This is a genomic window from Flavobacterium adhaerens (assembly GCF_040045115.1).
GTDB lineage: Bacteria > Bacteroidota > Bacteroidia > Flavobacteriales > Flavobacteriaceae > Flavobacterium > Flavobacterium adhaerens.
On sequence record NZ_JBDLZX010000011.1, the window covers coordinates 83,860 to 102,543 of the forward strand.

At 31.9% G+C, this 18,684-nt stretch carries 15 protein-coding genes; 11 read left to right on the plus strand and 4 right to left on the minus strand.

What is annotated here, in order from left to right:
- Positions 1–754 precede the first annotated feature (754 nt).
- The 4 genes from ABEB18_RS14525 to ABEB18_RS14540 all read right to left on the minus strand — a co-directional run bounded on the left by ABEB18_RS14525 (position 755) and on the right by ABEB18_RS14540 (position 3,272).
- Complete coding sequence (locus ABEB18_RS14525) at positions 755–1,096, minus strand: hypothetical protein (protein ID WP_348800038.1); 342 nt, start codon at positions 1,094–1,096, stop codon at positions 755–757.
- A 55-nt stretch (positions 1,097–1,151) separates the two neighbouring features.
- Positions 1,152–1,778, minus strand: a complete 627-nt coding sequence (locus tag ABEB18_RS14530; protein ID WP_348800039.1) for a hypothetical protein — start codon at positions 1,776–1,778, stop codon at positions 1,152–1,154.
- 69 nt (positions 1,779–1,847) lie between these two features.
- The gene (locus ABEB18_RS14535) at positions 1,848–2,393 is read right to left on the minus strand and encodes a hypothetical protein (RefSeq protein WP_348800040.1); all 546 of its coding nucleotides are present in this window, start codon (positions 2,391–2,393) and stop codon (positions 1,848–1,850) included.
- Between the two features lie 3 nt (positions 2,394–2,396).
- Positions 2,397–3,272, minus strand: coding sequence for a hypothetical protein (locus tag ABEB18_RS14540; protein ID WP_348800041.1), 876 nt, complete (start codon positions 3,270–3,272; stop codon positions 2,397–2,399).
- Between the two features lie 171 nt (positions 3,273–3,443).
- On the opposite strand from ABEB18_RS14540, the gene ABEB18_RS14545 reads away from it, so the two are divergent.
- The 11 genes from ABEB18_RS14545 to ABEB18_RS14595 all read left to right on the plus strand — a co-directional run bounded on the left by ABEB18_RS14545 (position 3,444) and on the right by ABEB18_RS14595 (position 18,622).
- Entirely contained in the window at positions 3,444–3,833 is a 390-nt protein-coding gene (locus ABEB18_RS14545) for a helix-turn-helix domain-containing protein (RefSeq protein WP_086455540.1), read from the plus strand.
- Positions 3,834–3,938: 105 nt separating this feature from the next.
- On the plus strand, positions 3,939–4,196 hold the full coding sequence (locus ABEB18_RS14550; protein ID WP_348800042.1) for a hypothetical protein: 258 nt from the start codon (positions 3,939–3,941) through the stop codon (positions 4,194–4,196).
- 150 nt (positions 4,197–4,346) lie between these two features.
- Positions 4,347–4,526, plus strand: coding sequence for a hypothetical protein (locus tag ABEB18_RS14555; RefSeq protein ID WP_438861450.1), 180 nt, complete (start codon positions 4,347–4,349; stop codon positions 4,524–4,526).
- Positions 4,527–4,603: 77 nt separating this feature from the next.
- Entirely contained in the window at positions 4,604–4,807 is a 204-nt protein-coding gene (locus ABEB18_RS14560) for a helix-turn-helix transcriptional regulator (protein ID WP_348800043.1), read from the plus strand.
- Positions 4,808–5,422, plus strand: a complete 615-nt coding sequence (locus ABEB18_RS14565; RefSeq protein WP_348800044.1) for a BrxA family protein — start codon at positions 4,808–4,810, stop codon at positions 5,420–5,422. It abuts the gene before it with no gap.
- Positions 5,423–5,454: 32 nt separating this feature from the next.
- The gene (locus tag ABEB18_RS14570) at positions 5,455–6,030 is read left to right on the plus strand and encodes a BREX protein BrxB domain-containing protein (protein ID WP_348800045.1); all 576 of its coding nucleotides are present in this window, start codon (positions 5,455–5,457) and stop codon (positions 6,028–6,030) included.
- 4 nt (positions 6,031–6,034) lie between these two features.
- Positions 6,035–9,547 carry a BREX system P-loop protein BrxC gene (gene brxC / locus ABEB18_RS14575; protein ID WP_348800046.1) on the plus strand — a complete coding sequence of 1,171 codons (3,513 nt, stop codon included), beginning with the start codon at positions 6,035–6,037 and terminating at the stop codon, positions 9,545–9,547.
- 67 nt (positions 9,548–9,614) lie between these two features.
- The gene (pglX, locus tag ABEB18_RS14580; RefSeq protein WP_348800048.1) at positions 9,615–13,184 is read left to right on the plus strand and encodes a BREX-1 system adenine-specific DNA-methyltransferase PglX; all 3,570 of its coding nucleotides are present in this window, start codon (positions 9,615–9,617) and stop codon (positions 13,182–13,184) included.
- Between the two features lie 15 nt (positions 13,185–13,199).
- Positions 13,200–15,095: a DUF262 domain-containing protein gene (locus ABEB18_RS14585; RefSeq protein ID WP_348800049.1), complete on the plus strand. Its 1,896-nt coding sequence runs from the start codon at positions 13,200–13,202 to the stop codon at positions 15,093–15,095.
- 18 nt (positions 15,096–15,113) lie between these two features.
- A complete protein-coding gene (locus ABEB18_RS14590) occupies positions 15,114–15,578 on the plus strand; it encodes a hypothetical protein (protein ID WP_348800050.1) in 465 nt (154 codons plus the stop codon).
- A gap of 20 nt (positions 15,579–15,598) precedes the next feature.
- Positions 15,599–18,622, plus strand: coding sequence for a cold-shock protein (locus ABEB18_RS14595; protein WP_348800051.1), 3,024 nt, complete (start codon positions 15,599–15,601; stop codon positions 18,620–18,622).
- The last annotated feature ends 62 nt before the right edge of the window (positions 18,623–18,684 follow it).

Genomic DNA, 18,684 nt, shown 5'->3' on the forward strand with positions numbered 1-18,684 from the left:
AATAAAAAGAAAACGAAGTTAGGCCAGGCATTAAACTTAGCAAAAGACTACGGCATAATGTCTTGCTCGTTCCTCACCAGCCACCCTTACGGGACTTATTCCGTTTCCTTTTGCTAAGTTTACTGCCAGCCCTTTTAAATTGCTTTCTTTTTCTTTTTTACGGTTTTTCTGTTTTCTTTTGAATTTAAATTTATGGCTTTAAATATGCACATACAGCAATATTTGAAAGCTTAAATATTTACATACAAATATGTACCTGTGTTCAAATATGTATTCTTGCCTATGCGTAAAAGCATTTGCATGTAAAAGCATATTCAAATAAAAGCATTTGCATGTAAAAGCGTATTCATGTAAAAGCATATGTATGTAAAAACAGCCTTACTGCTTTTATAGTTTTACAGATACTTTACACAATTCAATAGCTAACAAACTGCAAAAACAAACGATACTGCGTGTATTGGTAAGTTGTTTTTAACAACCTTAAACAAAAGGAACTTATTATCATCCTCGAAACTATTTGTAAGCTTATGTGTGTTTGAGGGTGAATCACTTTTTAAATTACCGAAAAAACAAAAAAAGGGCATCAAGCCCTTTCAATTAAAAACCATTATCAATAATATTTTCGCAGGAAAATAGCAAGTTGTGTTTTGAGATGCTTGAAATGAATTCAGCATCTCAAAACAACTTGCCCTTGCAGGGGGCTGGAAAACGTCTCCAAAGTCGCCGTTTTATTAAAATTACAATTGAAAACAGGTTAATTGGAATCACTCTTATTTTTTTCATTTAAATGTTTTAGGTAAACCATATCCAGTAATTCCGCTTCTTCCAATGGAATCAGCATTTCTATTATTCTTAAAAGACTTCCAACATATCTTTCAGTATTTTTTGTATTTTCAATACTGACTTCAATTCCGTCTAAAGCAAATTTTGCTGTTTTAAGTAAATCCATTATCATACAAAACAGGTCTCTATATCCTTCCACATTTATTTCAATAATGTGTATATCATTTCTTGTTTCTAATGCTGGTTTTAGCAGTACAAAATAATGCTCTGGGTTCTCTATGAACTCGTTTAATTTGATTTTATCTTTTTCCATAATCTTTATTTTAAATCGATTAATAATTTATCTAGCGGACTGTTTGAAGTTTTCATCATGTCGTGTTTTTAAGATTTTTATCAGGACTATTGAAATAAGTATAAACCGATTCTAAAAATAGCCTCACCAGCGCAAACCATGTCATCAAGTCAATATGTTCATGCAATTCAGGATCGCTTTCCAGTTCTATTGCACTTTCTGAATCAAAATTTAAGTTTTTAATTCTCTGCTGAAATTTTTGGTAGTAGTCGGCTCCGACCACTGTTATAACAACAAAGAGCAGTTCGTGTATGAACTGGGAGCAGGTAATCGATTTTAAAATATACCTGAGACTGTCAAAACGTTTATCATTTGGATTTGGATTTTCTTTTAGTTCATAACAAAAATGTATCAGTAATTGCAGGCACGACAGCAGTCCTGCTGTCTTTACATCCTGTGTCTCCGCATCAACGATTTCAAGATCACCTGAAAGTAATTCTTCCAAATCGTATTCTTGCAAAAGGTCAGGATATCTGTCAAGTAATAAATCGAGCTTTGGATTTTTCAATTTATCGAGAAGCTCTGAAATCCCGCTTTCGAGATTCTTTTTTGAATTCTGCAGGAGCATATGCAATGCTATCTTTGCCTGATCTACTGATTTTACAAGTGTTTTTTCTTTCTTAACGTTTTTATTATTTTTCATATTAAAAAATTTATTGTTATTACAGTTGAGACTGTGCAGATATTATATTCCGTTGACGGATATGTTATCTTAAGGCTGTACATTATTTTTGACCTTTTCAATCCCTATATCACGTATAAGCTGGCTTGCATCCAGCATTTTGATTAAATAGATGTAGGGTGTGATCAAGTCATAATCAAATTCTTCGGTGCATCGAGACAGTGACAGGTGTATAACTTCAAATAGGAAGAATTCGAATTCATCAATGGTTTTCTCGGCAAATGCTTTTTTAAATACAAGGAAAGGATTCTCATACTCTTCCATTGTCAAGGAACCCAAATGAAGTTTTGACTTACAGTCAGATGAGTCTTTCACTTTCCATTTTTTGTTTTTGTACTGCAAAAGAAAACAGACTTTAAGAAAAGAGCGCAGAGCAGTATAGAAAACAATTACCTGTCCAGGATAATCTTTTTTATACACTTTCTTTTTATGAACATATAAAAATGCTTCACACAGTATCTCTTTATAGCAATCAAGATGGGCAAAGTCAAAAAAAGCCTCCAGCACTTGAGAAGAACTTTTAATCTCATGACCTGCCCAAAAAATAGATTCAAAAGATATTCTATTCTTTTTCATAATTTATACAGGTTCTTTATCGGTTTTCTCGGGTTCATTTTCCACTTCATTTTGTCGGTTCATTTCATTTTGTATCAAAATTTCCGCTTGGTTTTTAAAATTTTTGCATCTCTCTTCCACTACCTGATAATATAAATAATCAACATCGTTAGCCTTACTAAAACGCAACGTGTTGGGCTGTTGCTTAAGAAGTTTGAATATGGATTTGTCTTCCTTGGTTTGGCGGGGAAAGAAATCTGCAGTTATGGTCGTAAAGTATTCGCAGAGATTAAATAAATACTCCAATGCAAAATGATTAGGAGTGTAGCCTATAAAGACACGGATCAAAGACAAACAGATTTGCTCCACTATTTGATGAAGTGCGGACATTTTTACTTCATCCGAACTGGAAGCATCATCATCGTTATATACCCAGCCCCAGATTGTAGCAATATTATTCTTCCTCCATGCTACATAATGCGATGTGGATTTTAAATTTCTTTTTGGAGTTTCGCTAATATTTAAATAAGGAGGCTTGTTAATATCCTGAAATAACAACTCTGCGTTCTGCATGATCTGCCAAAAGAAAAACTGCTGGTCTTGGCAGAGGTCTTTAAGACTCTGTACGTGGTGTATAAGAACAGTAGCGGTCAAAGAACCCTGAGTCGTTGCGTTTATCTTATCACTTATATCACTGCCTGCATTCTCTTTGGTTTCATGTACAAAAACTAAGAGGTATAAATGACTATGTTCTTTTTGTACCCCTTTTTCAGGATAAAGCATCCTGCTGGAACTATAAGCTGTTGCATACCTGCCAAAACAATAAATAGCAGATGTTCCAATGTGGCCTGTAATTACTTCCTTCAATTCTTTTTGCTGTGAAAATTCAATTGCATTCATAATTTTAAATTTTTAGTTAATAATTATTTGAAAAATTGTATTTTTGTTTAGTACATGCAAGTAAATCAGAATGAGTACTGTACCGAATCATTTTGGTCTGTATAATACAGTACCAAATATGTTTTTTACGGATTGCTTATTTTTTTATTCCTACATTATTATCTTTGAACTATGAGCACATTGACAAAACCAAATCATATAGGGCGAAAAATCAGCCGTATTCGTGAACTTAGAGACATGAAGCAAGAAGCATTGGCGCAGGCTTTGGGAACAAACCAACAGGCGATATCTGCTATGGAGAATAGCGAAACGATAGATGAAGAAAAACTTATGGAAGTTGCAAAAGCTCTTGGTGTAACACCTGAAGCAATTAAAAATTTTTCGGAAGATGCTGTGATTAATTATTTCAATAATTATTACGACAATAAAGGGCACATATTAAATTCTTGTAGTCATCTTACTTTTAATCCTCTTGAAAAAGTTGTAGAACTTTACGAAAGATTAGTTCAGGCTGAAAAAGATAAAGTCGAGTATTTGGAAAAATTATTAAAAGAAAAATAACCTTTACAGAAGGCGAATTAATTCCAAAATTGAGACTCTAGACGGGGTCTCTTTTTTGTTTCAGATATTTTTTTTATGGTGCAACAATAATAAAAAACCAACAAAATGGACAAGACTATTAAACTCCGTGTGAGAAAGGAAATTGACAACGGTGACGAGCTTAAAGTATTGAAATTAAAAGGCGCATTAATTGCTAAGAAGTACACTGAAATCATTCACATTGCTGATGAAAATGAAGACTTTTACCTTAATTCATTTTCTACCTCCCCCGAGAATAAAAAAGAGGCGGAACACTTTGTTTTGGATTACATTTCAAACCATAATCTCACCGATACTATTACTCTCGTTAGCACAAAGAATTAAATAGTTTTTGATTACTATTATTTCCAAAATTTTGAAGCTTTACAGCAATACATTGAAAAATCAAATCAACAACTTCGTTTAACGGGCTATTGCTTCGAGGATTTAGGAGTCGAACAGAAAATCAAGCATTTCGGGAACGATTGCAATGTAATGGACGAAATTCTAATCAGTCGCTACGAGCAGTTTGTCGAAAACAATTCAGTAACTCACATTACCACAAATTTATCGGCATCCGAATTGGAAAACGCTTATGGGTATCGGGTTCGTTCACGTATGCGCAGTATGTATAATTTGATAACTTTTAATTCTAATTCAATTGACAAAAGATAAAGTTTACCCCAAAATACTATCTCATATTTTGTTATATACAATATAAAATTTTACTTTTAAACCTTAAACTTTTTCAAATGAATAGAATTAAATTGGAATTAGAGAAAAAAGGACTGACACAGACTTGGTTAGCTGAAAATTTAGGCAAAAGCTATAATATGGTTAATTCCTATGTTCAGAATAGAAGGCAACCCAGTATTGAACAATTATACAAAATAGCATTACTTTTAGAAATAGAAGCAAAAGAACTTTTGGTTGATAATAATAGTGTGGTAAACTAAATGGTAGACGTAAAAATTAAATATAGTACCGCATTTACTGCTGGCGCTCTTCTTACAAGAGAAACGGAAGCGTTTATATCAGCAATTAATAATATTGACAATTTCCTAGAGGGGAATGAAACCATTGATTTCAACGTAATTCCTGTAAATGCTGAAAGTTCAAAAAAAAGATTGAAGAATGAAATCGAAAAAAGGCTACTTGCTTTAAATAATGAGAATTTAATAAATCAATTTTCAGTTTCAGATATAAACAGTAAAAATCTAATATTGTTCTATGGTATCTGCAAATGCTACCCCATAATTAAGCATTTCATGTTGGAAATTGTTTTAAACAAATGGCAAAACCTAGATTATGAACTGGAAGTTTCCGATTTTAAAAACTTCCTATATCGAAAAATGGACTTTCATCCTGAATTAGAAAAAATCACAGAAAAATCGATTTCCAAATGCGGACAGGTGGTTATAAAAATGCTTGTGGATTTAGGAATGGTAAATAAAAATAAAATTCAAAAAATTCAAATCAGAAATTCAGTTATTAGTGAATGTAATAAAGTTGGTGACCATTGGTACATGGACGTGTTATTATTAAATGACATTGAAAAACAAGAAATATAATGATATTAGACAGCAATAAATTATATAACCTAATGTCAGACCGTGGCTTTCAAGAGCCCAGAACTGGAAATTTATTCTTTCCCGCATATATTTATACTTATAATCCGGAAGCTGAATATGAAATGCGAAAAGAAATTGCCTTTTTGATTGAAAAGTTAAAACGTCCAAACAATTATTTAGAATGTCTAGTTATAAATATGTACGAGGAAATGATTAACTTTTTAAAAACTGAAGAATTCTCTGGCAGAACGCTTTTCGATTTAATTACAGAAAAAGAAAAAGAAGATCCAGACGATGCTTTAGATTGGATTTTAGAAGAAATTAATGACGGGAATTTTTATACAAATTTTGAAAATAAAGTGAAAGCACATTTTGCGGTAAAAAACGATAAAAAAGTGTATCTCATTTTACATGGATTTGGTACCGCTTATCCCTATTTGAGAGTCTCTGATTTTTTAAAAAATACGGAACGACTAATCAAAGAATTCAAAGTAATTATTTTCTATCCCGGTAATTACGAGAACAATAATTACAATATGTTTGGATTGTTGAACGATGATAACCTTTACAGAGCCAACCATTTGAACAAATATATAGCAACAGAATAGTACTATGATAGCAATTAAAGAACTTTACGATAAAGAAATTACCAGACCAATTAATCCTGCCGTAGTGGTTAGTGAAATGGAAGAATATTTCACTGATCAGGAGATTGAAGAATATGTATTCACACCAGGCATTACTAAAAACGTTTATAAATTTTTAGATGTTATAGCTAACAAAAAAGAAGGAAAAACAGGTGTTTGGATTAGCGGATATTATGGTAGTGGAAAATCACATTTTATCAAATACTTATTCTATTGCCTGAATAAAAAATACAGAGAAAAAGCTTTTGTAAAATTCAAAGAAGCCGTTAAAGATATTGGAGCTTTAGAAGAACCAAATCCTAATCTTTTGGCTTTGCTTCAAAAAAAACTGGATGCTTTTGAAATCGAAGAAATCATGTTTAATATTGACGCGGTTTCCGGGAATAAAGATGCCAAAGATCGTATTACAAGAGTACTCTTAAATCAATTGAATTCATTTAGAGGCTTCAATAGTTCTAACATAGCACTTGCACTTTATTTAGAAAAGCTATTAGAAAACAAAGGAAGCTTTGAGGAATTTAAACAAAAAATAAAGAAAGAATTTAATGAAGATTGGGCAGGCATCAATATTCAGCGATTTGTAAAATCTTCATTAAATAAAGTATTGGAAATTGCATGCACTTGTAATTCTGAATTCGATGTAGATTCTTTAAAAAATGCTATAAAAGATAAAGACCAAGACTATACAATTGAATTTTTAATAGAAGAATTTCAAGATTTTCTAAAAAACAAACCCAAAAATTATAGACTGATATTTTTATTAGATGAAGTCTCACAGTACATTGGTTCTAATACAGCCCTTTTACTCAATCTGCAAACTATTGTTGAAGAAATTGGAACTAAAATTGGAACCAAAATCTGGGTGGTATGTACAGCCCAACAGGATTTATCTAATTTGATTGATACCACTGACACTAAAACGGGTGATTTTGGTAAAATTTTAGGTCGTTTTGAAACCATTATTTCTCTAGAAAGTCAAGACGCAACCTACATTACCAAGAAAAGGGTTTTAGAAAAAAAAGCTGATGGTATTGGAACACTTTCGGAATACTATAAAAAAAATAAAGGAGCTATTGACAACCAATTTGTGTTCAATCATGACCTGTATGAAAATTTCCAAAACATAAATGATTTTACTCTAACTTATCCTTTTGTTCCGTACCAATTCCGATTAATTTCTGATGTATTTGAAAGTTTCAGTAATGTGGGTTATGTAGGTCAGGGAGTGAAAAATACGGAACGTTCTATTCTAGGAATTACACACTACACTGCTGAAAAATGCAAAGATGAACAAGTAGGTTATTTTGTTCCTTTCGATTTGTTCTTTAATGATCAGTTCGATAAAAACCTTACATTCATTGCTCGTAGCATACTGGACAGAGCCTATAATATAAAAGAAGTTAAAGAAACGGAATTTGCGAGAAGAGTAGTCAATACACTTTTTATGATTTCTAATTTAGGAGAAAGCCATAGAGTTAACTTTCCGGCTACAGTCGAAAATTTAGCCTTACTATTAATGAATGCGGTAGATACACCAAAACTAGAAGTTCAAAAACAAGTCACTGCTATCTTAGAATTATTAGTAGAAAAAAACATCATACAAGTAAGCGAAGGAAAATACCGTTTTCTTAAAGATGATGAAATTGATGTAGCACAATTAATCAAAACAACCTCAATTAATAGTGAAGACAGACTGGATTATTTCTACAAAGATATTATTGATAAAGTACTGAAACCAAAACCAGACATCAACTTTTTCGGAAACAGAAATTTTAAAGCAGCAATAAGTATTGATGATAAAGAAATCATCAGAAATGGAGATTTTAAAATCAAATTTTCTGTTTTTGATATTAGTGATATTCAGCAACTGGCATACAGCAGTCCCGCTCAAGACTTGGTCATTGCGATTGGTGATTGGTTCAACGTTGATAAAGATTTAAAAGAGAAGGTTAAGGATTACGTCCGTACTCAAAAATTTATAGTTAATAATTCGGCTAATGCCACAGGAACTAGAGTTGAAACATTAAACAATTTTAGAATTAATAATTTAATTCTATTAAACGAAATAAAATTACGTTTCGAGCAAAAGTTTTTGAACACGAGCATAGTCTCCAACCAACAAATTATAGCAGCCGAACAATTGAGCGGTGCCAATACAACAAGTCGTTTAGAGGATATTATCAAAAAACATTTAGAGGAAACCTATAAAAAACATCCTCTGAGTAATGCTTATGCCAAATCCAATGCAGATTTAGTCAATAATGCCAAATCCAAACAGATCAAAGCCAATACTGGTTTAGATCCTGCCGAAGAAGAAGTAGTAAATAAAATGAACCTCATGGGTGAAAATCCTAATGTAGGCGATGTAGTGAAGAACTTCGAAAAAGCACCTTACGGCTGGAAAGATATTGCAACATTAGATATTCTGTTAAAAATTGGTCAAAAAGGAGTAAAACGTTTCGAGTGGAAAAATGACAGCATCGATTTTACACAATTTGTAGATAAAGGACTAAACAATCGGGAACGCGATTCTATTCTAATTTTAAACCAAAAAGCACATTCGCAAGACGAAATAAACGAGTTCATTCATACCATAAACCACGAAATATTTGCAGAGAATATCATTGCAAACTCTTCTGATTTAAAAGAAGCAATCAATCAGTTAAAACTAAAAGTAGCAGCCAAACTTTTAGAAGTTAACAAATTAAAAGATGAATATGAGGTATATACATTTGGAATACATCTTAAAAAATTTCACAAAGGATTAACAGAATTATATGCAGCACGCGACCAGGAACAAGTTTTGGAATTAGTAAAGCAAAATAAAACTGCTTTGAAAATCGATAGGGATCAATACATGTATGTAGTAGAGTTTATTGAGCATAACTTAAGATCGTATCTGCAAATAAAAGAATTCATCAGTGACAATAAAAGCAATTTCACTGCGCTTGATGATACAGAACAAGTTAGGGCAGAATCAGTTACAGAATACATACAGAACGACAAAGAACCTTGGGACAGATTGCCTCAAATGAAAAAGGCATACAAAGAAATTCATGATGCACTGCAAAATAAGATTAAAGACTTACGTTCAGAAACTGTGCAACTATACGAACAAGTATTTAAGGAAATTGAAGAACATAAAAATAAATTAGGCATAACGGAAGCCAATCTAACGACAGATCCAATTTTTATAAATAGAATTGAAAAAGAGAAAAACTACAACCAACTAGAAGTCTATAATGTAAAAATTAATGATTTTAGAACCGAGAACATTAAAATTCTAGAAGATTTTAAAGCCAAAGCAGAAGCCAAAAAATCAGGCAAAGAATACCAGCAAAGTGTGACTATCAATGTAGCCAACGAAATGCCGCCAACCACAATTGAAACAGCCGAACAATTGGAAGAATACATTACTAAATTAAGAGAAAAACTGATGGTGAAACTAGCCAAAAATCAAAAAATATTCCTGAATTAAATTCTCCTCCGCTGGAGGGATGCCCAAAGGGCGGGGTTGTTTTTTCTAACTATTAAAAATTTAAACATTGAATACCAACAACATAAAATCGTTTGCCAAACAAGCAAGATTAATTTTAATGGAAGGCGTTAAACAACGCCTTTTATATTGGGGTTTTGACGCCAACGGAAACAATACAGAAACAGTAGAAATTACAACTGGTGGATACCTGTTTCGTGGAAACGTTTTCAATGATGAAAGCGTTCCTCCAAAATGGCAAAAACTAAAAACCAAACTCACCAACAATCAAGCAGTCCAAGACACCATTGAAGAAGCTGCTTATACCTGGTTCAATCGTTTAATGGCAATAAATATTTTAGAAAAAAGAGGGTACATTCAACCAACATTAACCTATACTGCCGAACTTAAAACACCACAAATAGTTCAAAATGCCAAGCGTGGCCAACACCAACTAAAGCAACAAAAATACATCGACCTGCTGCAACAGTATTTGGTTGATGATCAGGAAGAACAAGCACTTGGTTTACTCTTGACTCGTTTGTGCAATAACAACATACTTTTGCACGATGTTTTCGGCCGTATTGATGACTATACCGAAATCCTGTTACCCAACAACCTTTTGCAACGCAACGGCATTATCGATTTGCTAAACAGTGACGTAATTACTAATACCGAATACAAAGAAGTAGAACTCATAGGTTGGTTATACCAATTCTACATATCAGACAAAAAAAACGATGTTTTCAAAGGTTTCAAAGCCAACATAAAAGCCAGACCCGAAGACATTCCGGCAGCAACACAAATCTTTACACCTAAATGGATTGTAAAATACATGGTAGAAAATACCGTTGGTAAAATTTATCTCGACTTTGACAAAACTTCATCCCTAAAACTGGATATGAAATATTTGGTGGACAGTCATTGCGAAGAAAAAAGCAATCTCATCAACCATTTAGAAGACTTAACCCTCATTGACCCTGCATCAGGAAGCGGACACATCTTGGTAACTGGTTTTGAACTCTTGTTCAAAATGTATCGCGAACAAGGATACACGGCCAAGAATGCCGTAATAAGCATTTTACAAAACAATCTTTTTGGTTTAGACATCGACGATCGTGCCATGCAACTGGCGCGTTTTGCTGTTTTGTTAAAAGCTGCAGAATTTTACCCCGAAGTGCTAAAAGCTTCAGATAACAATCCATTACTATTACCACACATTTATAGCTTTCCAGAAACCCACCATTTTCAACTCCAGGAATTACAAAGTTTCTTAACACCACAAGGTGCCACTTATGTAATTGAACTTAAGGAAGCTTTAACACTATTAAACCAAGGAAAAAATATTGGTGCTGCCTTAAAAATAGAACTTTCACAAGAAGCACATACTTTTATAACCACACGTTTAAACGACTGGAATACCCAAGCTCTAGCAGGAACTTTAGACCTCCTACAACAGGATTTATGGAACAATCTGAGGCCTTTTCTAGAAGTGGTATTGGTAGTGACTAAAAACTATACGGCAGTGGTTGCCAATCCGCCCTATATGGTCCAAAGTAATATGAATTCAGAATTGAAAAATTATGTAAATAGTAAATACCCTTTATCCAAATCAGATTTGTTTGCAGTATTCATGGAAGTTTGTTTGTCTTTTAATGTTTCTAACGGATTAATGGGGATGATAAACCAACATTCCTGGATGTTTTTATCATCTTATGAAAAATTGCGGGAACACATTATTGACAATTATGGCATTTTAAATATGTTGCATCTCGGACCAAGAACTTTTGAAGAATTGAGCGGTGAAGTTGTACAATCGACAGCTTTTGTTTTAGAAAATGGTACAGGAATAAAATCTGCCAATTATTTTAGATTAGTGGATTACAGAAACAATATTGAAAAAGAAACAAATTTTTTAAATAGAAAAAATAGCTATCCAAATATTGTTCAAGAAAACTTTGAAAAAATTCCTGGTAGCCCGATTGCTTACTGGGTGAGCGGAAAAATAATTTCTTTATTTGAAAACGATAGTATTGGCAATAACTCGTTCTCAAGCCCGGGCGTAAGAACAGGAAAAGATAACATATTTATAAAGTTTTGGTTTGAGATTAATAATAATCTCTTTTCTTCTAAAGCTACTTCCTACGAAGACATAAAAAATATTGATAAAAAATGGTATCCATTAACACGTGGTGGCGGATTTCGGAAATGGTATGGTAATTTTGAAAATGTTATAAATCTTTGTAATGAAGCCAAGGAAATAAAAGAACAATGTCATGATCATCGATTAAGAGATTCAGAATATTACTTTAAAAGTGGAGTTACTTGGACAATGATTTCATCTTATAAATCTTCATTTAGGATTGTACCACAAGGAGTTTTATACGGAAATGGTGGTCCCGTTGTTTTTTCAGAGATAAATGTTATTTTGCTCGCGTTTTTGAATTCAAAACTATCAGACAATCTAATTAATCTTATAAATCCAACACTAAATATTACAAAAAGTGATATTGAAAAATTACCAAATTCCATTTATAATATTCAAATTGAAAATATTGGATTAGAAAATATTAAATTGTCAAAATGGGATTATTCAAGGTCTGAAACTTCATGGGATTTTGAAAAATCCCCATTACTTAATGAAAGTACTTCACTAAAAAATGCCTATCACAAATGGCGAGACCATGTAACCAATAACTTCTTTCAATTGCATGAAAATGAGGAAGAACTCAACCGCATTTTTATAGATATTTATGGTTTGCAGGAAGAGCTAACACCCGAGGTTGCTTTAAAAGACATTACCATTTTGCAAGAAGAACTAAATGGCAAAGAGTTAGAAAAATTGGAAACTACATTTCGATCTAAAGGTAAAAATGCAGTCTTACTTCCTATAAAAAAAGATCAGGTTATTAATCAGTTCATCAGTTATTGCATTGGGATTTTTATGGGGCGTTATCGTTTAGATCAACCTGGTTTACACATCGCGCATCCCAATCCGACAGAAGAAGAACTGCAAGACTATGTTATTCCCTCACAAGGAGAAAGCTTATTATCAATTAATAATTTACCACTAACCATTGATGAGGATGCTATCATTCCAATTATGGGTAGCGAAGGTGCTTTCCCAGACGATGCTTTGGTACGCATCAAAAACCTAATTCATGATCTTTGGGGCGAAACAACCTTAACCGAAAACCTCAACTTCATCAACGAGTGTTTGGGTGTAGATTTAGACAAATACCTCAACGAACAATTCTGGAAAGACCATACCAGCCGTTACAAAAAGAAACCTATTTATTGGTTGTTCAGTTCTAACCCAAGCAAACCCAACACTGCAGCTTTCAAAGTACTGGTGTACATGCATCGAATGGACAAATATACCGTAAGCAAAATACAACGAAACTACTTGCATCCACACCAAGAATGGATCAAACAAGAAATTGCAAAAGCTATAGCCAACGAAACCAACTTGAGTAAAAACGAACTCAAACGTCTGGACAAACTCCGCGCTTGGGAACTGGAATGCAGAGATTACAACGAAATTTTAAAAACATTGGCATTACAAGAAATCGTCTTTGATTTGGATGATGGTGTGAGTGTTAATTATGAGAAGTTTGAAGGAGCAGTTGCTAAGATTTAAAAAAGACAAAAAATAATGAGTTATCATAGTAAAAGTATAAAAGAAATAGTTCATGACATAGAGTTTGAGAAAGCTTATCTTCCGGCGATACAAAGAAAATTTGTCTGGCCAAGATGGAAAATTGAACATTTATTCGATTCGCTAATGCGTAACTATCCAATAGGTTCATTTCTTTTTTGGGAATTGAAAGCTACAAAAGCTTATGAGTATGTTTTTTATAATTTTTTGAAAAATTATGATGAAAGAACTCCAAACAATGTTAGAAAAAATAGTAATTTCCTTCATCAGGAAATTATTGGTGTTTTAGATGGGCAACAAAGATTAAGTTCTCTTTATTTAGGATTACAAGGTTCACACCGCGAAAGATTGAGATATCACAAATCTTTACAAGATTATGCCTATCCTGAAACGTTTTTATACCTAAACCTACTTTCACTACCCTATCAGGAAAAAGACAGCACTGATGGTAAAATTATCGATATAGAAAGAGAACAATCTTTTGAGTTTAGATTTTTGACCCAAGAAGATGCCAAACAAGTAGAGCGTAAAAATGAAGAACATAAAACAGAATATTGTTGCTGGTTTAAAATCGGAACTGTTCTCAGATGGAACGAGGATGCGGATATTGATAATGAATTTGACAAAATACTGGAAATACTAACAGATGAAAATCAAATAAAAGCTTTCAATGAACAGAAGAAATTTGTCAAAAAAGCATTGAGAGATTTACACAAAAGAACCGTAGAACCTTTAATAAATTATTTTAAGGTAACTAAAGATGACCTAGATGACATTCTTCAAATTTTCATTCGTGTAAATAGTGGTGGAACTATTTTATCTAAAACAGATTTACTTTTTTCGACTATTGTAGCTACTTGGGAAGATGGTAGAGATGAAATAGAAGCGTTTTTAAAAGAACTAAATGCTAAAGGAGATGGATTTTGGTTCAATAATGATTTCCTAATGCGTTGCTGTTTGGTATTATCTGATTTGCCAGTATTATTTAAAGTAAATTCATTTAAATCAGAGAATGTTCAACTAATAAAAGACAATTGGGAGTATATTAAATCGGCACTTATTAAAACAGTTGATTTAATAGCTTCTTATGGTTTTAATGGTAGTGTACTAACTTCTCAAAATGCAATAATAATTATTGCCTATCATCACATGAAAGGCGGAAATAATAACGAAAGTAGCAAGCTAGGGATGCGAAAATATTTATTACACTCCTCTTTGAAAAATGTATACGGGGGTCAAGGAGATCAAGTAATTGCAAGTTTTAGAAATGCTTTAAGGGCAGAAGTAAAAGAAGGAAGTAAAACGTTCGTATTAAAGAATGTGAATTTTCCTATTGATGAATTTATGGAACTAAAATTACCTGCAAGTAAATCATTAAAAATTACTTCTGAGGATATTGAAGAATTTATGCAATATAAGAAAGGGGCAAATGCATTTTTTGTACTATCTCTGTTATACCCTAACTTGAGATATAATGAAATATACTTTCATCAAGACCACATCCATCCAGATTCAAGATTTTCAGATGCAAAATTAAAAGATGCTCTAATACCTCAGGAGAAATGGTGGTCTTGGCAACAAATTAAAGACACCATGCCGAATCTTCAATTAATGGAAGGAAGACAAAATGAATCTAAAAATGCTAAACCATTTATAGACTGGTTGCATGGTTCAGATGGCACGGGAAAGAAAAATGTTGCCGATATTTCTAAATTTTGTTTAGACAATTACATCCCAAAGGATACAGAACTCGATATCTTAAATTTTGAAGACTTTTATCAAAAAAGAAAAACAATCTTAGTGGAGCAAATTCATACTATTTTGAATATAAAAATGGTGGAAATACTAGAAGCTAGTATAGAAGAGCAAGAATCTGAAATTTATAGTGAATAATATTTTAGTCAATAAGATATGACCATACCTGAAATAATGCAGATTGCCAATGATTATATTGATAACAATACAGCTTTTAAGGTGCCTCATCAGTTGTTTCTACAACCAAATGGAAGAAATTTATACAATCAGTTAATTCGGCAACAAATACAAGCTAATTCTTATGGTGTCTATATTTGGGTGAATTCCCAAACAGCTGAAATTATTTATATAGGAATGGCAGGTAAAATGAAAACAAATGGACAAATAGGGTCTCATTCTATTGAAAATCGTTTGGTAGCTACGAGAGGGAAAGTAAATGGTCGTGATGTCCTTACAAATGATTATCTGTTCAGTTTCATGCGAAACAATAATCTAGAATCATTAACATTTCACATTCTATATACTAATAATCAAACACCTCCTTCTTATCTGGAAGCGTTACTACTGTACAATTTTTACAGGCAAAACGAAGTTTTACCTTCATTGAACAATTCTTTTTAATATGATCTAAAAATTTCAATATGCAGAGTTTAGGACTTATAAAATGGTTTAATAATGACAAAGGATTTGGAGTAATCGGAACGGTTGATGGTAATGAAGTCTTTATTCATTCTAGTCAATTAATAAATAAACCGGAAAAAATACTAAAAGCAAAAGCTGTTTTTTTTGACATTGGAGAAGACAAAAAAGGGAAAAAAGCACTCAATGTTTCAGAGCCGGAAACCTACGAGCATTTTAAATACATAATGTCATTAAAGGAGAATGACCCTAAAGTAAATTTAGAATTGACCTTAAAAGGGAAAAGCCGATGGGGAAATGAATACATACGTAAAGAATATAGAGATATTAGTATTTTTGATTATGCAATCTTTCAGTTGCTACGTCATAAAGACCCCGAAATTGTTAAGGTTTTTTTTATCAATGATTTTGATGAATATAATTTTGATTCAATAGAAACAATTAAAAAAAGGTTTCAAATCACAAGAAATATAATCAACAAACTGAAATTTAAAAGTGTAAATGCAGATAATGGCACTAACGAAGTTTCCAGTCTAGAATCTAGTGAGGTTATAATCGAAATTTTCAAACATTATCTTTCCCATATAGAGGAAAAATATTTATTTGACATTTGGAGACAATGCGAACATCATCCAATAATTCAGAGTAATACATTATTACACAATAAATACTCAAAAGAGTATGATTTTCCAGATGCCATTTTCTTGGATAATTATAAAAGTATTGATCGCAATTTGCTCGAAAAAATATTAAAAGCGCATAAGAGAGAGGATATTTGTTTTAGCATTATTTCAAAGAAAATAGAAGATTATATTGAAGTAATTGAAAGTGAATATTCAGATATTAAATCATGCATATATGTGTTATTAGATACAAATCTTTACAATGAACTTATCGAGTCGTTGTTCATGAAAAATATTGACATCTTTTTAAAGGATAAGGGAAAATTAAATGACAGTGATTACTTCAATAGCTTTTTGAGCCTCTTGAAAAGGAATTCGATTGGAAATCAAAAAAGGCAAGCCATAGAAATAATCAATGAGAATTTAGACGATGTAATCCTTTTGAGGTATTGGCAAGAATTCAAATATTTTACACCTTCAAATGATTTTATTTATAAACACTTAGATAAGCTAACCCGTAACGATTTCATAAACGCACCATCAGAATTTCACAACGAATATTTTTTAGCCCAATATAATAAGTTAAATTTTGATAATTCATTAAGGTCATTTTGCGATTTATTTTTATTAACGCTAGAAACACCCGGCTTCCAAATACAACAAGTCGAAGATAAATTAGCACTAAAATATAGAGTGGCAATTTGGTTCTACGATTCCTACTTTCATAAAAATAATTACTATGGTTATACAAATGAACGAGGCAATTTTTCAATCAATTTTTCAAAAGATAATTTTATTGAATATTTAACCCATATAGAGGATTTAAATGAAATACTGCAACTTGTCAAAATAATAAATGAAATCAATGTCGCTTATAAATACCATGAGCCTAGCCAAACAGAAGTAAATGGGATATATACATTTAGCCAAGAAGATAAAATAAAGAGCATTAATGAAATAAGCAGCAAGACCGATTATAACCTTAAAATAAGTGTTTTAGATGTTTTAAAACATAATTTAGAAGGACATGATCAAACAAAAAATGTCAAGATTGTAAAAAGTTTTATACCCAAATTTCTTAATCCTGATGATGATGACTATTTTAAAGAGCTAATAAAATTCCATGTGTATTTTGATGATAACACTAAGGAAAAAAATGAGTTCTTTTATTACTTACAGGACTTAGTTTCAAATCCAAAGAAAGTTAGTTTATGGTTTAATGATTCAATTAATGAGATTGAACTTGATCTGGCAATTGATTATTTAAAGGAATGCCCAAACGATAATCAATTTAAAATTTTACAAAAAATATTTTCATCTATTCACTTAAATAAAAAGCTGATTACTGCAGAATTGTTCATACAATTCCAAAATTTGGCAAATAATCCATCCTTGAGCCTTGATGTGAGGATAGCGATGTATGTGGCGATTACCTTAAAAGTAAATAATCAATTCATTAATGACAAAACCATATTTGAATTGGTAAGTCAACGACTGAATGAGAATGTAGATGAGCTTATAAAAATTGATGAATTATTAGATGAATGCGGGGGAAGGACATGGAAAGCATATAGTTATAATGCGAATGAAAAAGAAGAATGGTTTATTAATATTAACGGTCATGAATTTTCAGTTAATGATAATTTGATAAATATTGAGGGAAAAAATTACTCTCTAAATAGAGAAAATAAATCAATTTGTATTAATGGAGTTTATTATAATTTCAAATGGACTAAAAAAAGAAATGTTTTTCATACTGAAAATTATGGAGTACCTGATGGTCTAACATTTTGCGATGCGACAAAATCCCAATTTGACGAAGACTTAAAAACTAATTTTTATTGGTGTTGCAATAGTAAATGCTATAGTCCGTGTCAAAAAGATTACAACCCATTCCAATGGAAAAGATATACTTTAAGGGACTTCATCAAAATTTTAAAAATTGAGTTTGATAATGATCTATATTATCGATTTGTTGCTGTCATAAATAGGGTTAACAGATTATTGGAAAAATTAAAATGCAATTCATGCAATAAATTAATGCGTGATGCAAAGACTTCTGAATTTGCTTTTTACAGAGTAAATACATTTCACTGCACAGATTCTAATTGCGATGAGTATCATAAAATAGTCTACTTAACACATTGTCTTAACTGGAGATGTCTTAATATAATTGACACTAGAATATCAAAAGCATGCCCTAATGGTTGGTATATCTGTGATAAGTGTGATAATTGCTGCTCACAGGATAAAATTGATATGAGATATCAAAATCTTCTAACAAATGCGGCTTTTAATCCAAGTAACCCAAGACATCAAAAACTGAAATTTCAGGTAGATAACATAATGGGGCATCTCGAAAAAAATGAAATATATGACTTTAGGACTGGTGAGAGAAAATAATTTAAATCTGTAATAGCAATTATTTAAATATAAATAACTAAATTTGTATGATATATCAGTCG